The 20,497-nt window shown below is 65.7% G+C and carries 9 protein-coding genes; 4 read left to right on the top strand and 5 right to left on the bottom strand.

Features of this window, described 5'->3' with window-relative positions; genetic code table 11:
• From Q1W26_RS05410 to Q1W26_RS05390, 5 genes are all read right to left on the bottom strand, one after another.
• Positions 1 to 1,060, bottom strand: a 1,060-nt coding sequence (locus Q1W26_RS05410) for a dicarboxylate/amino acid:cation symporter (RefSeq protein WP_366143640.1), incomplete at its 3' end; no start/stop codon positions are given.
• A 118-nt stretch (positions 1,061 to 1,178) separates the two neighbouring features.
• Positions 1,179 to 1,529 (bottom strand): DUF3147 family protein, encoded by a 351-nt coding sequence (locus tag Q1W26_RS05405; RefSeq protein ID WP_300436874.1) that lies wholly within the window; start codon positions 1,527 to 1,529, stop codon positions 1,179 to 1,181.
• A 39-nt stretch (positions 1,530 to 1,568) separates the two neighbouring features.
• On the bottom strand, positions 1,569 to 2,288 hold the full coding sequence (sfsA, locus tag Q1W26_RS05400) for a DNA/RNA nuclease SfsA (protein WP_300436872.1): 720 nt from the start codon (positions 2,286 to 2,288) through the stop codon (positions 1,569 to 1,571).
• Between the two features lie 13 nt (positions 2,289 to 2,301).
• Positions 2,302 to 3,237, bottom strand: a complete 936-nt coding sequence (locus tag Q1W26_RS05395) for an AEC family transporter (protein ID WP_300436869.1) — start codon at positions 3,235 to 3,237, stop codon at positions 2,302 to 2,304.
• Positions 3,238 to 3,352: 115 nt separating this feature from the next.
• Positions 3,353 to 4,246, bottom strand: a complete 894-nt coding sequence (locus Q1W26_RS05390) for a LysR family transcriptional regulator (protein WP_300436866.1) — start codon at positions 4,244 to 4,246, stop codon at positions 3,353 to 3,355.
• 116 nt (positions 4,247 to 4,362) lie between these two features.
• On the opposite strand from Q1W26_RS05390, the gene Q1W26_RS05385 reads away from it, so the two are divergent.
• From Q1W26_RS05385 to Q1W26_RS05370, 4 genes are all read left to right on the top strand, one after another.
• Entirely contained in the window at positions 4,363 to 5,334 is a 972-nt protein-coding gene (locus tag Q1W26_RS05385) for an aldo/keto reductase (RefSeq protein WP_300436863.1), read from the top strand.
• Between the two features lie 34 nt (positions 5,335 to 5,368).
• Positions 5,369 to 6,541 (top strand): benzoate/H(+) symporter BenE family transporter, encoded by a 1,173-nt coding sequence (locus Q1W26_RS05380; protein ID WP_300436860.1) that lies wholly within the window; start codon positions 5,369 to 5,371, stop codon positions 6,539 to 6,541.
• 251 nt (positions 6,542 to 6,792) lie between these two features.
• Positions 6,793 to 8,538: a ShlB/FhaC/HecB family hemolysin secretion/activation protein gene (locus Q1W26_RS05375; protein ID WP_300436858.1), complete on the top strand. Its 1,746-nt coding sequence runs from the start codon at positions 6,793 to 6,795 to the stop codon at positions 8,536 to 8,538.
• Between the two features lie 33 nt (positions 8,539 to 8,571).
• A complete protein-coding gene (locus tag Q1W26_RS05370) occupies positions 8,572 to 19,593 on the top strand; it encodes a hemagglutinin repeat-containing protein (protein WP_300436855.1) in 11,022 nt (3,673 codons plus the stop codon).
• Positions 19,594 to 20,497: the final 904 nt, after the last annotated feature.

Raw genomic sequence — 20,497 nt, 5'->3', positions numbered from 1 at the left:
TGATGAAGCCGGCACCGGTGATGCCGCTGGCGCCCTTGGAGGTGAGCATGGCCACGCCGACGATGGTCAGCTCCTGCATCAGGGTCAGCTCGGTGTTGGTGGCCTGGGCAATGAACAGCGCCGCCATCGTCATGTAGATGTTGGTGCCGTCGAGGTTGAAGGAATAGCCGGTGGGCACCACCAGGCCGACCACCGAACGGCTGCAGCCCATTTTCTCGAGCTTGGCCATCAGTTTGGGCAGGGCGGATTCGGAGGAACTGGTGCCCAGCACGATCAGCAGTTCTTCGCTGATGTACTTGATGAACTTGACGATCGAGAAGCCGGTGTAGCGGGCAATGCTGCCCAGCACGATGAAGATGAACAGCGCACAGGTGATGTAGAACGAACCCATCAGCTTGGCCATCGGCACCAGGGCGCCGACGCCGTACTTGCCGATCGTGAAGGCCATGGCGCCGAAGGCACCCAGCGGAGCCAGCTTCATCACGGTATTCACGATGCCGAACAGCACATGCGAAACCTGCTCGACGAAATCGAATACCGGCTTGCCCTTTTCACCCGCGGCGGCCAGTGAGAAGCCGAACAGGATGGCGATCAGCAGCACCTGCAGGATGTCGCCCTTGGCAAAGGCGTCGATGAAGGTGTTGGGAATGATGTTGAGGATGAACTCGACCGTCGACTGGGCGTGGGCCTTGGCGGTGAAGCCTTCGATGGCCTTGGTGTCCAGCGTGGAAAGATCGGCATTGAAGCCGGCGCCCGGCTTGGCCACGTTGGCCACCACCAGGCCGATCACCAGCGCAAAGGTGGACACGATCTCGAAGTAGAGCAGCGCCTTGCCGCCCACCCGGCCGACTTTCTTCATGTCCTGCATGCCGGCGATGCCGTGCACCACGGTGCAGAAGATCACCGGGGCGATGATCATTTTGACGAGTTTGATGAAACCGTCGCCGAGGGGCTTGAGATCGACCCCCATCTTGGGCTCGAAATACCCCAGCAACACACCGCAGGCGATGGCGAACAGCACCTGCACATATAGAACCTTGTAGAACGGCTTTTTCATGATTTTTCTCCTCCGGTGGTGAGATCCACGGAGCGCATCTTGAAGTCGTTACCACAAGCCGAAAATTGGGAGCGTCCACATTGGGGCCGGCCCTATTGTGGAAAGCCGCAGGGCGCGGCGTTCAGAGCATCACGCCGAGGCGCCGCAGCAGCGGGAGCAGTACCAGGTAGGCCGCTGAGGTGAGGCCGCAGGCCGTGAGCAGGCTGGGCCAGAATCCCCAGCCCCACCGGATGAGCACCGGCAGGGTGATGAACAGAACCAGGGACGGAATGACCAGCCAGACGATCTGCCCCGAAAGCTCGGCCACGGCCTCGGCCCGGCCGGTGTCGGCGTAAAGCCACACAAAGGCCATCAGCGAGGTGACGGGCAGGGCGGCGATCAGCGCAGCAAAGCCGCTGTGCCGCTTGGAAATCTCGGCAATGGCAACGATGAGCGTCGCGGTGAGGGCGATCTTGATGGCGTACTGGAGCATGAACCCGGGGCCGGTGTCGTTGATCGGGGCGTGCTGATTTTACGCGGCCCGGCTGCAGCCCGTCTCCACCGCCAGCCGCCTTTCCAGTTCGATGCCCGCAGGCGAAACCGTTGCGCCGAGGGCGATCACCTCGACGCCGGCGGCCAGGGCTTCGCGCAGCGTGCGGGCATACACCGGGTCGATGTGATCGGCCGGGCGCACACACTCCACGTCGCCGCGCTGTACGCAAAAAACCAGCACCGCGCGGTGCCCGCTGGCGACCATCGCGCTCATCTCGCGCAGGTGCTTGGTGCCGCGGGTGGTGACGGCGTCGGGGAAGTAGCCGATGCGGCCGGCCACGGCGGCGGTGACGTTTTTGACTTCCACGTAGCAGTCGGGCCGCCCGGGGGCCGTGAGCAGCAGGTCGATGCGGCTGCCTTCGCCGTATTTCACTTCGGGGCGGATCGTCGCGTAGCCGGCCAGCTCCGGCACGCGGCCGGCTTCGATGGCTTCCCGCACCAGCGCGTTGCTGCGTCCGGTGTGCATGCCCACCACCACGCCGGGCAGGGCTTCGACCAGCTCCCAGGTCCAGGCGAGCTTGCGCGCCGGGTTGGTGGCCGGTGACAGCCACACCCGCATGCCCGGCTCGGCGCAGCCCTGCATCGAGCCGGTGTTGGGGCAATGGGCGGTAAGGATGCCGGTGGCGGTGTCCACATCGGCCAGAAAACGCTGGTAGCGCCGCAGCAGGCGGCCTTCGAGAAGGGGGGCGGGAAAGCGCATCGAGAGGCTTGCCTCAGCCCGCCCCGCTCAGCCACAGGAAGCCGCTGATCGTGAAGAAGGAGAGGGCGGTGGCGGCGATGAGGGCTGCAGCGCAGATGCCTTCCTTGCCGTACTTCTGGCCGAGGATGGGGTAGATGCTCATCATCGGCATGCAGGCGTTCATGATCGCGATGGTCTTGAGCTGCGGGGACATGCCGGGCAGGGCCAGGGTGACGACGAACACGGCGAGCGGGTGGAGCAGCAGCTTGCCGACGACGATCAGGCCGATGTCGGCACCCAGGCCCTTGAGGTGGAGGCCGGCGAGGGTGCCGCCGATGCAGAACAGCGCCACCGGGGCGGAGGCGGTGGACAGCATGTCGACCACGCGTGCCAGCGGCGCCGGCAGCGGAACGCCGATGGAGGCCCAGGCGACGCCGGCGGCGATGGCGAGGATGAAGGGGTTTTTGGCCAGGCGCAGCAGGATGTCCCCGAGCACGTTGTACCAACGCCGGCCGCCGGAGCCGCCGGCTTCGGCCAGGGTGAGCGCCAGCGGCATCACGACCAGGCTTTCGACCAGCGCGTACACCGCCAGCGCAGCGCTGGCCGCCGGGCCGAAAACCTGCAGCGCGATGGGGTAGCCGATGTAGGCGCTGTTCGACGCGGATACGCCGAGGGCCAGCACGGCGCCCGATTGCAGATCGCGCTTCTGCACCAGGCACACGTGGCCGAGGGCCAGGCCGGCGACGAGCAGCGAGCCGAGGGTGTAGGCGATCAGCAGCTCGGCGCTGACCAGCTCGCCCAGGGAGCGCTGTGACAGGGCCTTGAAGAGCAGCGCCGGCAGCGACACGTTGATGACGAAGACGCCCAGCACGCGCATGTCGGTGCGGGCCAGGAGGCCCATGCGCACCGCCGCGAAGCCGATGCCGATGATGATGAAGATCGGGCCGGTGATGCCCAGGATGGTCAGCAAGGTGGGACTCGTGGAGGTTGATGCAGGAGGCCGATTCTAATTGTTGGGCCAGATTTGATAAATCGAATGAAACAACAACACTGTTTGTTGTGATTGAACAATGTGGGTGCCCTGCTCACGGCCCCTGGAACAACTCCGCCAGCCAGTCCACAAAAACCCGCACCCGCGGCGACAGATGGCGGTTTTGCGGGTAGAGCACGGTGAGCGGCAGCGGCGGGGGGCGGAATTCCGGCAACAGTTCCACCAGCGTGCCGGCGGCCAGCTGGCGGGTGACGTGGTAGACCGGCACCTGGATAAGGCCGAAGCCGGCCTCGCAGGCCGCCACGTAGGCGTCGCCGTTGTTCACCGCCACGGTGTAGGCCAGGCTGCGGCTTTCGACCTTGCCGCCCACCGTGAATTCGAAGGGCACCGATTTGCCGGTGGACGCCGACAGGTAGTCGACGGCCTGGTGCCGGTCGAGATCGACCAGGCTGTCCGGCATGCCGTGTTCGGCCACGTAGCCCGCGCTGGCGCAGCACACCTGCGGCAGCATCGTGAGGCGGCGGGCGACGAGGGACGAATCGCGCAGCTCGCCAATGCGCAGCACGCAATCGACGCCTTCGCGGATCAGGTCGATCTGGCGGTCGGTGACGCTGACGTCCACCTTGATCAGCGGATAGCGGGCGCAGAAGGCCGGCAGCGCCGGAATCATCACCAGGCGCCCGAAGGACACCGACAGATCCACCTTGATGCGCCCCTGCGGATGGCTGGCGGCCCGCGAGAACGACGATTCCACGTCCTCCACGTCGGCCAGGATGGACAGGCAGCGCTGGTAATAGGCGTCGCCGTCGAGGGTGGTGCGCACCTGGCGCGTGGTGCGCTGCAAAAGGCGCACGCCCAGATGGGCTTCGAGCTGCTTGATGATCTGGGTGGCCGAGGCGCGGGGCAGGTCGAGCTTTTCGGCGGCGCGGCTGAAGCTGCCCAGCTCGACGATGCGGGTGAACAGCTGCATGGCCTGGAAGCGATCCACGAACTCCTCCGATTGTTTTGAATTTATGAATAGTGTTGCTGTTTTTAGCCCATTTATCAATCCAGGAATGACACCCATAATCGCGGCCATCATCCCGAATCTCGAGGAAACGCATCATGGAATACGTCCGCTTCGGCTCTACCGGCCTCAAGGTTTCCCCGCTGTGCCTGGGTTGCATGACCTACGGCACGCCGACCTGGCGCGAATGGGTGCTGAACGAGGAAGCCAGCCGCCCCTTCATCCGCCAGGCGCTGGATCTCGGCATCAACTTTTTCGACACCGCCGACATGTATTCGCTGGGCGCCAGCGAGGAAATCCTCGGCCGCGCGATCCGCGATTTCGTGCCCCGCGAGGACGTGGTGCTGGCGACCAAGGTGTTCTACCCGATGAGCAGCAAGCCGAATGATCGCGGCCTGTCGCGCAAGCACATCCTGGCCAGCATCGACGCTTCGCTGAAGCGCCTCGGCACCGATTACGTGGATCTCTACATCGTCCACCGCTTCGATCCGCACACGCCCATCGAGGAAACCCTGGACGCGCTCGACACCGTGGTGCGCTCGGGCCGGGCACGCTACATCGGCGCCTCGTCGATGTATGCCTGGCAGTTCATGCAGATGCTGGCTTTCCAGAAGGCCAACGGCCTGGCCCGCTTCGTGTCGATGCAGAACCACTACAACCTGGTTTACCGCGAGGAAGAGCGCGAAATGCTGCCCCTGTGCCGCGACCAGGGCATTGCCGTGACGCCGTGGTCGCCGCTGGCCCGCGGCCTGCTGGCCGGCACCCGCGGCAGCGGCACCACGCGCGACGCAACCGACACCCTGGCCCAGGGCTGGTACAACCAGCAGGCCATGGAAGACGCCATCGTCGCCGCCGTGCAGCAGGTGGCGCAGGCCCGCGGCGTGCCGCCGGCCCAGGTGGCGATTGCGTGGGCGGCCAGCCGGCCGGGCATCACCCTGCCGCTGATCGGCGCCTCCAAGCCCCACCACCTCGGCGATGCGGTAGCCGGCATCGGCCTTGCGTTGAGCGCCGAAGAAGTCGCGCTGCTGGAGGCGCCGTACCGCCCGCGCCCGGTTGCCGGCCACGATTGATCATCAATAAAAATAAACCAACAGAGCAGCCAACATGATTACCAAAGACTGGTCCGTCTCGTCAGTCACGGCGGGTTTTCTCGCCGTGCTCATCTCCTATTCCGGGCCGCTGATCATCTTCTTCCAGGCCGCCCAGTCGGCCGGCGTGTCGCCCGACATGATCTCGTCGTGGGTGTGGGGCATTTCCATCGGCGCCGCGCTGTCGGGCATCTTCTTGTCGTGGGTGCTCAAGGTGCCGATTGTTACCGCGTGGTCGGCGCCCGGCACGGCCTTGCTGGTGACCTTGTTTCCCGGTTTGTCGCTGAATGAAGCCGTTGGCGCCTACATCACCACCGCCGTGGTGCTGTTCGCGATCGGCGTCACCGGCTATTTCGACCGCATCCTGAAGCACGTGCCCAAAGGTGTTGCTGCCGGCATGATGGGCGGAATTCTGTTCCAGTTCGGCACCAACGCCTTCAAGTCGGCGGCCTCCATGCCGCTGCTCACCTTCGGCATGATCGCCGCCTACCTCGTGCTCAAGCGCTTCGTGCCGCGTTACTGCATGATTCTGGTGCTGCTGGTCGGCATCCTGCTGGCGGTGGGCATTGGTGGCGCCGACCTGAGCGGCGTGCAGCTGAGCTTTGCCACGCCCACCTTCATCGCGCCGGAATGGACTTGGGCCTCGACCCTCAGCTTCGCCGTGCCGCTGATCCTGGTCAGCCTTACCGGGCAGTTCCTGCCGGGCATGGCGATCCTGCACGGCTCGGGCTACACCACCCCGGCCAAGCCCATCCTGGCGGTAACCAGCATCGCCTCGCTGATCGTGGCCTTCTTCGGGGGCATCACCATTGTCATCGCCGCCATCACCGCGGCGCTGTGCACCGGCAAGGACGCCCACGAAGATCCGTCCAAGCGCTACGTGGCGGGCATCTCCAACGGCGTGTTCTACCTGATCGGCGGCTTCTGCGGCGCCACCATCGTGTCGCTGTTCACCCTGCTGCCCAAGGAGTTCGTCGCCGTGCTGGCGGGCCTTGCGCTGCTGGGCGCCATCACCGCCAACATCATGGGCACGGTCAGCCAGGAAGACCACCGCGAAGCCTCGGTGATCACCTTTCTGGCCACCGCTTCCGGCATGAGCTTCCTCGGCCTCGGCTCGGCCTTCTGGGGCGTGGTGATCGGTTCGGTGGCTTACGTCGTGCTGCACCGGGTCAAGGCCGCCGCGAAGTAATCGCCGGCTGTCGCCGCCCGGGCGCAAGTCCCCAGATGCCCCGCGGGTCGAACCGCGGGGCATCTGGCGTTTACGGGCGCCGGGTTGGCGGCCGGCGGGTCTCCATTTGCATAAAAAATTCTGATGTAATATTTTTACAACTACTGAATATAATGCCAGTCAATGCTATTGGATTAATCCCAATGTCCTGAGTGCGGCACTTCACCCGGCGCAAGCGCGGGGCGAGCCGTGCCATTGAACCGTCGCCCGCCATGCCCGCTACGTCCAGACACTTCGCCCCCCGCCACCGCAAGGCCCTGGCCGCCTGCGCGGCCTTCATCCTTCTCGCCGTGCCGGCCGCCGGCCACGCCCAGACGCCACCCGGCGTCGCCGACACCCAGGAACTTCTCCGCCAGCAGGAGCGCGAGCGCCAGTTGCGCCAACAGTTCGAACGCGCGCCCGACGTCCGCCTCGAAGCCCCTTCCGCCGACAGCGCCGATGCACCCCTCGCGGTGGACGAAACCCCGTGCTTCCGCATCGAGCGCATCGAGCTGGCCGGCGCTGGCGCCGAGGCCTTCCGCTGGGCCCTCGCCGCCATCGATCGCCCCGACGATCCGCCCACCGGGCGCTGCCTCGGCACCCGCGCCATCAACCAGCTCATGACGCGCCTGCAGAACCGCATCGTGTCCCGCGGCTACATCACTACCCGCATCGTCGCCACCGCCCAGGATCTGACCCGCGGCGTGCTCACCCTCACCGTCATCCCCGGCCGCATCCGCGACATCCGTCCCGCCGACGGCACCCAACTCCACGCCCGCCTCGGCGCCGCCCTGCCGGCCGCCAGCGGTGATCTCCTCAACCTGCGCGACATCGAACAGGGCCTCGAAAACCTCAAGCGAGTGCCCACCGCCGATGCCGACATCCAGATCGCGCCGGCCGCCGATCCGCTGGCCGGCCCCGGCGAGAGCGATCTCGTCGTCGCCTGGCGCCAGGAAAGGCTGCTGCGTCTCAACCTGTCCCTCGACGACGGCGGCACCCGGGCCACCGGCCGCTTCCTAGGCGGCGCCACCGTGTCCCTGGATAACGCCCTCGGCTTGAGCGACCTCTTCTACGCCAGCTTCAACCACGATCTTGGCGGCGGGGTGTCCGGCAGCCGCGGCACCCACGGCTACACCGTTCACTACGCGCTGCCCTGGGGCTACTGGCTGGCGAGCCTTACCGCCGGCGGCAACACCTATCACCAGGCCGTGGCCGGCGCCAATCAAACCTACCGCTACAGCGGCGAATCCGAACACGCCCAATTGCGTCTCACCCGCCTGCTGCACCGCAACGCCACGGGCAAAACCAGCGCCTGGGTGCAGGCCTGGATGCGTCAATCCAGCAACTTCATCGACGACACCGAAGTCGTCGTCCAGCGCCGGCGGATGGGCGGCTGGGAGGCCGGCTTCAACCATCGCGCCTTCATTGCAGCCGCCACCCTCGACGCCGATCTGGCCTACCGGCGCGGCACCGGCGCCTTCGCCGCCCTCCGCGCCCCCGAAGAAAACTTCGGTGACGGCACATCGCGGCCCGGCATCTACACCGCCAGCGCCCAGCTCAACCTGCCTTTCCGTGCTGGCGACCAGGCCCTGCGCTACACCAGCCTCGCGCGCCTGCAGCGCAGCGAATCGCCCCTCGTCCCGCAAGACCGCTTCGCCATCGGCGGGCGCTACACGGTGCGCGGCTTCGACGGTGAAAGCGTGCTGTCCGGCGAGCGCGGCTGGCTGTGGCGCAACGACCTCGGCCTGGCCCTCCGGGATACCGGCGCCGAGGCCTATCTGGGATTCGACGTCGGCCTCGTCAGCGGGCGCAGCACGCGGGGTCTTCTCGGCCGGCGCCTGGCCGGCGGGGTGCTGGGCGTGCGCGGCAGCGTCGGCGGCCTCGCCTACGACGTCTTCGTGGGCACCCACCTCGCGCGCCCCACGGGTTTCTCCAGCCCCGACGGCCTCGCCGGCTTTTCCCTCAACTGGGCCTGGTAGGCCGCGCTCCCAACTTTTCGGGTTATCGACGCCATGAACAAGCACCGTTACCGCATCGTTTTCAACAAAACCCGTGGCATGCCGATGGTCGTGGCCGAATCCGCCCGCAGCCAGGGCGGGGCAGGGGAGCCCGACGGCGCGGGTGGGCTGCATGCGAGTCCGCCAGCCCGGCGGGCCGCCTTCGCGCTCTCCACGCTGGCCCTCGGCGTGCTGCTGATCACCGGCGGCATGAGCTGGTCGCCCTCCGCCGGGGCCCAGATCGTCGCCGACCGCAGCGCCCCCGGCGCCCGTCAGGCCACCGTGCTCAACACCGCCAACGGCGTGCTGCAGGTCAACATCCAGACCCCGAGCGCCGCCGGCGTGTCGCACAACGTTTACAGCCAGTTCGACGTGCCTGTCCGCGGGGCCGTCCTCAACAACGCCCGCAGCGGCGCCACGACCCGGCTGGGCGGCCTCGTTCCGGGCAACCCGTGGCTCGCCGGCGGCACCGCCCGGGTGATCCTCAACGAAGTGAATGCCACCAGCCCCAGCCAGCTGCGCGGCTACATCGAAGTCGGCGGCGACCGGGCCGAAGTGGTCATCGCCAATCCGGCCGGCATCGTCTGCGACGGCTGCGGCTTCATCAACGCCAGCCGCAGCACCCTCACCACCGGCGTGCCGCTGCTGAGCAACGGCAGCCTCGACGGTTTTCGCGTGCAGGGCGGCCGCATCGAGGTTCAGGGCGCCGGGCTGGATGCCGCCGACAGCGACTACACCGGCCTCATCGCCCGCGCCGTGGAGCTTAACGCCGGCATCTGGGCGAAGGATCTGCGCGTGATCACCGGCGCCGCCGAAGTGAGCGCCGATGCCGCGTCGGCCACCGCCCTTGCGGCAAGCGGCCCCGCCCCGGCCTTCGCCCTTGACGTGGCCCTGCTTGGCGGCATGTACGCCAACAAGATCACCCTTGTCGGCGCCGAGGCCGGACTCGGCATGCGCAGCGCCGGCCACATCGGGGCGGCCGCCGGCGAGGTCGTTGTGACCACCGCGGGCTGGCTTGAGAACGCCGGACAAATCGACAGCAACACCCGCCTGCACATCTCCGCGGCCGGCCCCATCGGCAACAGCGGCACCCTCCTGGCCGGCACCGACGCCAGCCTGAGCACCCCGGACAACATCACCTTGGGCGGCACGTTGATCGCCCGCGGTGACGTTTCGGTAGCGGCCACCGGCAGCACTGCCTGGATCGAAGCCGGTGCCTCGTCCTCCCTCATCGCCGGCCGCCAGGCCGACGGGAAGCTCGGCACCACCGGCACGCTGCAACTCAAGGCCACCCGCCAGGTGGGCGCCCACGGCTACAGCCTGGCGGGAAACCAGCTCGAGGTCACCGGCGGCGCCATCGACCTGCGGGGCGGGCAAGTGGCCGCCCGAAATCTCATGCTCGAGGCGAGTGCGCTGGGCATAGACCTTTCCACCAGCCACATCACAGCCCAGGACACCCTGATGGGTACCAGCCCCGGCCTGCTCCGCACTGCCCACGCTGCGATTTCCGCCCAGAGCTTGCGACTTGACGCCCGTAGCCTCGACAACACTGGTGGCGAACTCATTCAGTTCGGCAGTAACGAGATGCACCTGCAACTGCCCGGCGAGTTGACCAACAGCAGCGGACGCATCGCCAGTAACGCCACCATGCTGCGGCTTGGTGCCACCACTCTCGATAACACCGGCGGGCGCATTGAACACGCGGGTAGCGGCGGCCTGGAAATCCGCACCCAGAGCCTGGCGGGCAGCGGCGGAAAAATCCTCAGCAACGGCCTGCTCGACCTGCACAACACCGACCAGCTCAACAACCAGGGCGGCCAAATCAGCAGCACCGGCGCACTGACCCTGAACGCCGCCGGTGTTGACAACACCGGCGGCGGCATCCAGTCCTCCCAGGCAAGCGTGCGAATCGGCAGCGGCAGCTTCGACAACAGCCGGGGCCAGCTCTTCGCCGCCACCGACCTGACGCTCGGAGCACAGAGCGTCCTCAACCCTGACGGCAGCCTCTACGCGGGGCACAGTCTGGCCCTCGCTCTCACCGGTACGCTCACCCACAGCGGCACCCTCGCTGCCGGCCAGAATGTCACCGTCAGTGCCAAGCGCATCGACGCCAGCGCCACCAGCCTTTTTGCCGCCGGCCTGCAAAGCGATGGCAGCCTCACGCTCAACGCCGCCGAAACGCTCGTCGCCCACGGTCGCAACCTGGCCGCCGGCGCAGCCACCTTGCATGCCGCCAGCCTCGACCTCTCGGCCAGCCAAACCACCGCCCGGGTCATGGACCTGCAAGCAACGGCCGGCTTGCTCGACACCCGCCAGGCCATTCTCAACGCCGACGAAACCCTCACGCTGCGTGCCGGCGGCCAGCTCGACAACCGCCACGGCAGCCTCAGCGCAGCCCGTCTCGACGTCCAGGCCCACAGCCTCGATAACACCGACGGCGAACTCCTGCACACCGGCAGCGACGCGATGAGCCTGCTACTGCCCGGAGAGCTCACCAACAACGGCGGACGCATCGCCAGCAATGCCAGCACGTTGCGGCTCGGCGCCACCACCCTCGACAATACCGGCGGGCGCATTGAACACGCCGGCACCGGCAGCCTGGAAATCCGCAGCCAGAACCTTGCAGGCAGCGGCGGGCAGATCCTCAGCAATGGCCTGCTCGACCTGCGCAGCACCAACCTCGTTCTCGACGCCGCCACCACCCGCGCCGCTCAGCTGGCGATCAGCGCCGACACCTTCAGCCATCGGGACGGCCGGCTCGTCCAGACTGGCACCGGTGCTGGCCAACTCAGCAGCACCGGCCAGTTCGACAACCAGCGCGGCCAGATCGCCAGTAACGGCGCCCTTGATCTGACCGCTGGCAGCATCGACAACCGTGGCGGTGACATCCTCACCAGCGGCACGCAAAACCTGACTGCCCGCCTGGGCGCACACCTCGACAACCGCGAGGGCGGCCGGCTACGTGCTGGTGGCGTGCTTGATTTAGGCGCAACCAGCCTGGACAACAGCAGCGGCGAACTCAGTGCCGGCACCAGCCTGGGCATCACCGTCACCCGCGCATTCACCAACGTCGCCGGCCTCGCCGCCAGCACCGGTGCCCTCACCGTCACAGCCGGGGCACTGGACAACATCGGCGGCAGCATCCAGTCCTCCCAGGCCAGCATGCGGATCGACAGCGGCAGCTTCGACAACAGCCGGGGCCAGCTCTTTGCCGCCACCGACCTGACGCTCGGCGCACAGAACATCCTCAACCCCGACGGAAACCTCTACGCGGGGCACGCGCTGTCCCTGGCCCTCACCGGCACGCTCACCCACGGCGGCACCCTCGCTGCCGGCCAGAATGTCACTGTCAGCGCCAAACGCATCGACGCCAGCGCCACCAGCCTCTTCGCCGCCGGCCTGCAAAGCGACGGCAGCCTCGGCAGCAGCGGCGCCCTCACGCTCAGCGCCGCCGAAACGCTGATTGCCCACGGTCGCAACCTGGCCGCTGGCGCTGCCACCTTAAGTGCCGCCAGCCTTGATCTGTCGGCCAGCCAGACCACCGCCCGGGTCATGGACCTGCAAGCAACGGCCGGCTTGCTCGACACCCGCCAGGCCATTCTCAACGCCGACGAAACCCTCACGCTGCGTGCCGGCGGCCAGCTCGACAACCGCCACGGCAGCCTCAGCGCAGCCCGTCTCGACGTCCAGGCCCACAGCCTCGATAACACCGACGGCGAACTCCTGCACACCGGCAGCGACGCGATGAGCCTGCTACTGCCCGGAGAGCTCACCAACAACGGCGGACGCATCGCCAGCAATGCCAGCACGTTGCGGCTCGGCGCCACCACCCTCGACAATACCGGCGGGCGCATTGAACACGCCGGCACCGGCAGCCTGGAAATCCGCAGCCAGAACCTTGCAGGCAGCGGCGGGCAGATCCTCAGCAATGGCCTGCTCGACCTGCGCAGCACCAACCTCGTTCTCGACGCCGCCACCACCCGCGCCGCTCAGCTGGCGATCAGCGCCGACACCTTCAGCCATCGGGACGGCCGGCTCGTCCAGACTGGCACCGGTGCTGGCCAACTCAGCAGCACCGGCCAGTTCGACAACCAGCGCGGCCAGATCGCCAGTAACGGCGCCCTTGATCTGACCGCTGGCAGCATCGACAACCGTGGCGGTGACATCCTCACCAGCGGCACGCAAAACCTGACCGCCCGCCTGGGCGCCCACCTCGACAACCGCGATCGCGGCCGGCTACGCGCTGGCACTACCCTTGATCTCGGCGCCGCCAGTGTGGACAACAGTGGCGGCGAACTCGTTGCTGGTGCCGCCCTGGGCATCACGCTCAGTAATGCCCTCATCAACGTCGACGGCTTCGTCGTCGGCCACAACGGAGTCAGCGTTCAGGCTGGCAGCCTCGACAACACCCGCGGCACCCTCGCCGCCACCCTCGGCGCCGCCAGCGTGCAGATCGGCACCACCCTGGACAACCACGCGGGGAAGATCGGCGCCCACCAGCGCCTCGCCGTGTCCGCCGCCAGCCTCGACAACCGGGCCGGCACGCTGGCCGCCAGCAGCCTGTCGATCGATACCGGGCGCGGCAGGATCGACAACCAGGGCGGCCAGCTCGTCGCCGGTGGCGCCCAGGATGCCGGCCAACTCACGCTGGACAGCGGCCTCTTAGACAACACCGGGGGCCTCATCCAGGCCCGCGGCCGGCTCACCCTCGACACCCATGATCAAACCCTCATCAATCGTGAAACGGCTGACGCCGGCGGCATTCTCGGCGGCGCGGCCCTGTCCGTGCGCAGCGCCGCCCTCGACAACAGTCAGGGCTACATCGGCAGCCAGAAAGGCCTGGAAATCCGAGCCACCACGGTTGACAACACCCACGGCGGCCTGATCGGAAGCGCCGCCGGCATCGACTTGCTCGCCGACTCCGCCCGCAACCTGGATGGCCGCCTCCTCGGTGCCGGCGATCTCGGCCTTACCCTCACCGACAGCTTCGACAACACCGCCGGCCTGGTCCGCGCCGGCGGCCGCCTCGCCCTCGACGCGGCCAGCGTCATCAACACCCGCACCCAGGGCGACGGACTTGGCCTCGAAGGACGCGAAGTCCACCTGGGCACCGCGCAACTCGACAACCGCGACGGCGCCCTGCGCGCCGACACGGCCCTGTCTGTCACCAGCGCCGGCCGCATCGACAACACCCGCGGGCTGATCTCCTCGCTCGGCACCCTGGCCCTGACCGACCCGGCGACGCTTGCGCGAACCCTGGGTATCACCCACACCGGCGGCACTTTGCTGGCTGGCACTGGCCTGTCCATCGACGCCCTCAGCCTCAGCGGCGACGGCCAGCTCCTGAGCGGGGGCGATCTTGCTGTCCGCCTGGCCAGCGCTTTCGACAACCGCGGCGCAATCCACGCCAATGGCAACGCCCGCCTCGACATCAACGGCACCCTGACAAACCGCGCGACCCTCGCCGGAGGCACTCTGCAACTGGGCGCCAGCACCTTCGACAACCGCGACGGTGGCGAAGTCCGTGCCGCACAAATCCGCTTCGACACTCGCGACGCCTTCACCAACCGCGGCCTGATCGACGCCGACGAGGCCCTCATCACCAGCCCGCTCGTCGACAACCTGGGCAGCGGACGGATCTACGGCACCCACCTGGCCATTGCGGCCACCACCCTCAACAACCTGCCCGAAGCCGGCCTCGCCCCGGTGATCGCCGCCCGCGCACGCCTTGACCTGGGGATCGGCACCCTCGAGAACCGCGACCACGCCCTGATCTTCAGTGCCGGCGACATGGCCATCGGCGCCAGCCTGGACGCACACCACTTCGCCAGCGGGCAGGCCGAGCACCTCACCAATGCCAGCGCCACGATCGAAGCCCTTGGCCAACTCGCGCTGGCCGCTCGCCGCACCGACAACCTCGACGCCCATTTCGCGACCCATATCGTCGAGACCGCCACCGAAGCGCATCTGGAATACGCCTTCAACGGCAGTCCCACGCACTACGACGACCGCGCCATCAAGATCACTTACCGGTTCCGCGACGACGGGGTAAGAACCCTCAACGTCCTGGCAGCCGACAGCGATGGGCACGAACTGAAGGGCGAGAGCTTCAGTGAATTCCGTTTCACCCGGACCATCCACGAAGAGCAGATCCTCAGCGCCGACCCCGGGCGCATCCTGGCCGGCGGCAACCTGCTCCTGAGCGGCGACAGCCTCACCAACGACAAGAGCCAGATCGTGGCCGGTGGCAAGCTGTCGGCCACGCTGGGCAGCCTGTCCAACATCGCCGCGACAGGTCTGCGGACGATTCAGGATGCTGGCACCGCCACCGCTTACTGGCGCCATAAGCGCGACGGGACCGACTCGCAGGGCAGCAGCGCCACCCCGTATCTGCCCGCCCTTGGCGTGGAATCCGTCACCTTGGCAACTCCGTTGTTCGCGCAGCACAGCAGCCTTGGCGGCAGCGCTCCGGTGATCCCGCCCAGCGAGTCCGCCGGCCTCACCCCGACCGCCCAAGGCGCTGACCTCGCCAGCTCCAGCCAGCGCAGCCAGGCGATCGTCGAGGTCGCCGCCAGCCTCACGGTGGCCACTCCTGTCGACAGCACCGGCCTCACGATAGCCGGCAACACCGGTAGCACACCGGATACGGCACCTCCTGTCGCCCCCCGCGATACCCAGGCCAGCACGGGCCCCGACGCAGCTCCTGCCGTCAGTCTTGTCAAGCCGGCAGATGGTCCAACGGCCCCTCTCTCCAAGGACATGGCCACACCGCCGGCCGACGGTCACCCTCAGAGGGTCATTCGCAGCCTTACCCCCGCACTCACTCTGCCCGACAACCGCTTGTTTACCGTTCGTCCCGAGCCCGGCGCTCCCTACCTCGTCGAGACCGATCCGCGCTTTACCGACACGCGTACCTGGCTCAACTCCAGCTTCATGCTCAGCGCCCTCTCCGTGGAATCGACCGCCATCCAGAAGCGCCTGGGCGACGGCTTCTACGAGCAGCAACGGGTCCGCGAACAAATCGCCCAACTCACCGGCCGGCGCTTTCTGGACGGCTACGCCAACGACGAAACCCAATACCAGGATCTGATGCGCGCCGGCCTCACCTACGCCAAGGCCTGGAACCTGATCCCCGGCGTGGCCCTCAGCGCCGCCCAGATGGCCCAGCTCACCACCGACATCGTGTGGCTCATCGACACCCCCGTGACGCTTGCCGACGGCAGCATCCAGCACGTCCTCGCGCCGCAGGTCTATGTCCGTGTCCGGGACGGCGACATCGACGGCAGCGGCGCGCTGCTGTCCGGCAACAGCCTCAACCTGAACCTGGGCGGTACCCTGCTCAACAGCGGCACCCTGACCGGGCGGCAATGGGTCGACCTGTCCGCCGATACTCTCACCAACCTCGGCGGGCGGATCAGCGGCAACAACGTCGCCCTGAATGCGCTCCTCGACCTCCAGAACCTCGGCGGGCGCCTGGAGGCGACGCAGGCCCTCGAAGTGTCCGCCGGCCGCGACATCAATGTTGCCAGCACCACGCGTTCGAGCACGTCGGAACAAGGCAGCCGGACGCAGCGCGACCGGCTCGCCGGCCTCTACGTCAGCGGCGGCAGTCTGACGGTCCAGGCTGGCCGCGACATCCAGTTCGACGCCGCTGAACTCATCAACAGCGCTCCCACCGCTGCCGGCCCCACCACACTTGCCGCCGGGCGCGACCTCAATCTGGGCACCGTCACCGAAAGCGCCGAGCAGCGCATTGTCTGGGACGGCAAGAACCGGCGCAGCGAGGCCGGTACGACGGAGATCGGCAGCACCATCCGCACCCAGGGTGATCTCCAGTTGATTGCCGGCCAGGATCTGAGCCTGCGTGCCGCCAACCTCACCAGCCAGGCGGGCGTCCTCCAGGCTCTGGCCGGGCGCGATCTCACCCTCGCCGCCGGCCAGGCCACGGCTCGGCTCGACGAAGCCCACCAACACCAGGAACAGGGCTTCCTGAAGAAAACCACCATCACCACTCGCGATACGCTTGATCAGAGCACCGCCCTGGCCACCACCTTGTCGGGCAACACCACCAGCGTGGCAGCCAACCAGAATGTGCGCATCCAGGGCAGTAACGTGGTCAGCAGCCAGGGCACGCAGGTGCTGACCGGGCGGGATCTGAGCATTGAAGCCGCCACCGACACGCGCCATGAAACGCATGCCTACACCGAGAAGCAATCCGGCCTCTTCAGTGGTGGCGGTTTCGGTATCACGATCGGCACCCAGCAGCAAAAGACCGACCAGGACATGCAGGGTGGCACCGCCGCCGCCTCCACCATCGGCAGCACAGCCGGCAACGTGCTGCTGCAGGCCGGCCAGGCCTACACCCAGACCGGTAGCGACATGCTGGCGCCCCAGGGCAGCATCGACATCGTTGCGCCACATGTTGATATCGTCGCGGCACGCGAAGTCCGGCGCAGCCAAACGAACACGCAATTCACCCAAAGCGGTCTCACCCTGGCGCTGAGCAGCCCGCTGATCAGCGCCGTCCAGACGGCCGTGCAGATGAAAGACGCAGCGAGCCAGACCACCGACAGCCGCATGCAGGCGCTAGCGGCAGCCAATACCGGGATGGCGGCCTACAACGCGGCGACGGCGGTTCAGGAGAGCGGTGCAAGCAGCGGCATCAACCTCACCCTCAGCCTCGGTGCCAGCCGGAGCCGGAGCCAGGTCGTCCAGAACAGCGACAGCGGGCGCGGCAGCACCGTCTCAGCGGGCGGAGACGTGGCCATCGCCGCCACCGGCGCAAAGGCCGGCAGCGATCTGGCCGTCCAGGGCAGCACGCTCCAGGCCGGCAACGACATCCGCCTCGCCGCCGACAACGCCATCCAGCTACTGGCCGGCAAAAACACCGCCGACCAGCAATCAACCAACAACAGCGTGAGCGGCGCGGTCGGCATCAACATCGGCAGCCGTGGTCTCGGCGTCACCCTCAGTGCCAGCGCCGCCCGCGGCAAGGCCGACGGAAACGACGTGACCTACGCCAATAGCCATGTTGAGGCGGGCCGGCAGCTCATCCTGCAATCGGGCGGCGACACCACGCTCAAGGGAGCGCTCGCCAAGGCGGAACAGATCACCGCCGAAGTTAGTGGCCATCTGGCCATCGACAGCCTGCAGGACACCAGCACCTTCAAGAGCCGCCAGCAGAGCCTTGGCGGCAGTGTGACGGTCGGCGCGGGCGCCTCGGGCAGCCTCAGCTTCAGCCAGAGCAAGATCGACAGCGACTTTGCAAGCGTTGCAGAACAAAGCGGCCTCAAGGCCGGCGACGGCGGTTTCCAGGTTGCGGTCAAGGGCGACGCGGATCTGAAGGGCGGGGCCATCACCAGTACGGACAAGGCGGTTCAGGACGGAAAGAACCGTTTCCAGACCGGCGGTACCCTTACCACCAGCGACATCCGGAACCAGGCGGATTACCGCGCCAGCAGCGTCGGCATCAATCTCGGCACCAGCCAGGCCAACGACGGCCAGTTCAAGCCGATGGGCAACAGCGCCGGCTTTGGCCACGACCAAGGCCACAGCGACTCCACCACCCAGGCCGCCATCAGCGGCATCGCCGGCAACACGGCTGCGAGAACCGGCGATGCCGAAACCGGTATCCAGAAGATCTTCGACGCCGACAAGGTGCAGAAAGACGTCACTGCCCAGGTGCTCATCACCCAGACTTTCGGCGCACAGGCGAGCAAGGTGGTCGGGGATTACGCTAAGACGCAGACGGAGACCGCCAAGCAACTCAAGGCCGAGGCCGCGACGGAAAGTGATCCGCAGCGCAAAGCGCTGCTGGACCAGCAAGCTCAGAAAATCGAGAGCGATTGGGGTGAAGGCGGTACCCAGCGGGTGCTGGCCCACACGGTCATCGGCGGGCTGACCGGCGGACTAGGTGGTGCCGCCGGTACGGCAGCGGGAACACTGGCCGCGCCGACCGTGGCCGATGCGCTCAGGGAGGCGGGAATCCGCGGCCCGCTGGCTGATTCCCTCACGACTGTCGCCAGTACCGCCGCCGGGGTCGCCGTGGGCGGTGCTGCAGGGGCAACCGGGTCGTTCAACGAAGTGATGAACAACTATCTCGACCACCGACGTCCTACCATCATGCGGCTCTCAGAAAAGGAGCACTATGAAAATGCCGTCGCCGCCTGTGCAAACGGAGACGATGGCGCCTGCCAGACGAAACGGGATCTCGCCCAACTGTCCGCTCAGCGAGACCAGGAATTGGCAAAAGCCTGTAGTGGTTCAACACCCGAGTTGTGTGACACGACAGCCAGGGTAGCCATTGCCATGGGCAACACCGTCTATGGCGGCACGGGGTTGCGCGTCTATGCCAATAGTCTGGAGTCCGGAACAATCCGACTCCTGAATACGGCTACGATTAGTTCGCTATCCCGCCCCGACAATTTCCACGACACGCTGGCCAAGAGCACATTGGAAGGCTTGTTGCTGGAGGGGCAAGGGCAGGCCATTGGCTTTTTAATCGGCGCTGCGGCAAAAGGTGTTGGCATTGCCAGCAGTTCGGTAAAAGACTTTTTCACATCGAGCGGCCTAGCCATTGGTGATGATGTTGCGACAAGAGTTGCACTGAATTTTGGCCGTGATGGCGACAGGTTTACCTCTGTAGCCGAGAAAATGCTGGCGGCAAAAGACGCCAATTGGCTCACCCCGAAAGGAATAGTCTGGTGGCCACCGGGTAATGGCGCTGTACCTGGGACGGAGTTCCAAACGACCTTGTCTGTCGGAACAAAATTGGATAGATATGGCGGGACGGGTCCAAATTCTTCGTTTCTTGCTCTAAGTGGTACGTCTATTGAAGCGCGGGCACTAAGCCCAACGACCAACATGGCAATTCGTGATGAATATGTGGTATTGAAACCCCTGCCAGTAGAGCAAAGTAACGTCATGCCTTGGTTCGGAAAGGATGGCATGGGTGTGCAGTTTGACACCAAAAATGGGATTGGATCGCCAATTAATGAATTGGTCAAACAAGGTTACTTAGGAAAGGTCTCTCAATGAGAATGAGCTCCATAGAAGTTCCTGAATATGTTTCCGATGATTTTAACAAGCCTTTATCGAACACATATCGCCCTGATAACTCGGTTGATAAAAGTTTAGAGAGAGCCTATAGACTAATTGCACATGCACTTGCTGAAATATATTTCCCAGAATGGCAAGTCAACGAAGGCCAGTATTGCTCTTCCTCGTGTAACGAGCCAATCGGGTTCCATAGGGTGGGCGATAAATTTTATATATATGCGGAGGAGCGAGGTCGGAGAGATGCGCTCGCAATTTTTAAATCTTGTTATCTTGCCGCGGATTATTTTGTCTGGCTTGTCTCGAAAGGTAAGAAAGTAATTGATTGGTCGCTACTCCAGGAAATGGAACCCTAACAGGCTGATGCAGCCCCGGCTTTCCCGAAACAAAACAATGCCAAAAAATTAATCAAAATGACATCCATAGAAATTCAGTTCATTGCGAAGCACGATTTTTCGCTCTTGGCATTTATATTTCGATAAAAGAGTTTGCATGACTCTGTCAAATTAGGAACAACCCCCACAGGCTTCACCAGTCAAATACCCCCGCCGAGCAAGGTGTATACAAGGCTGGTGGTGCACAGCACGTTCTGGTACCCAACCGCTCCAACTGGACTGCACCGATTAACATCGTAACAATAGGGTCAGGAAAATGAGTAAAGTGCCGACAAAGGCTACACCCTGTAAAATAGGGTCTGTTGGAATAAACAAGGTGCTACTGACAGGGCAATCGCACCGTCACGTCATGAATCCGAGCACCTCCGCCCGAAACTCGTCAGACGCCGAAGCCATCAATCTTTTGTTCTTTATTCCCACCTTGCTGGTGGTGTTGAGGGGCCTTGTTGCACAACCCTCTAGCAGCCCCCTCCCAACCCCGACGTGTCGCG

Source organism: Zoogloea sp. (assembly GCF_030157465.1).
Classification (GTDB): Bacteria; Pseudomonadota; Gammaproteobacteria; order Burkholderiales; family Rhodocyclaceae; genus Zoogloea.
The sequence above is the reverse complement of the archived record's forward strand: the minus strand, read 5'-3'. Positions and strand labels throughout refer to the sequence as shown.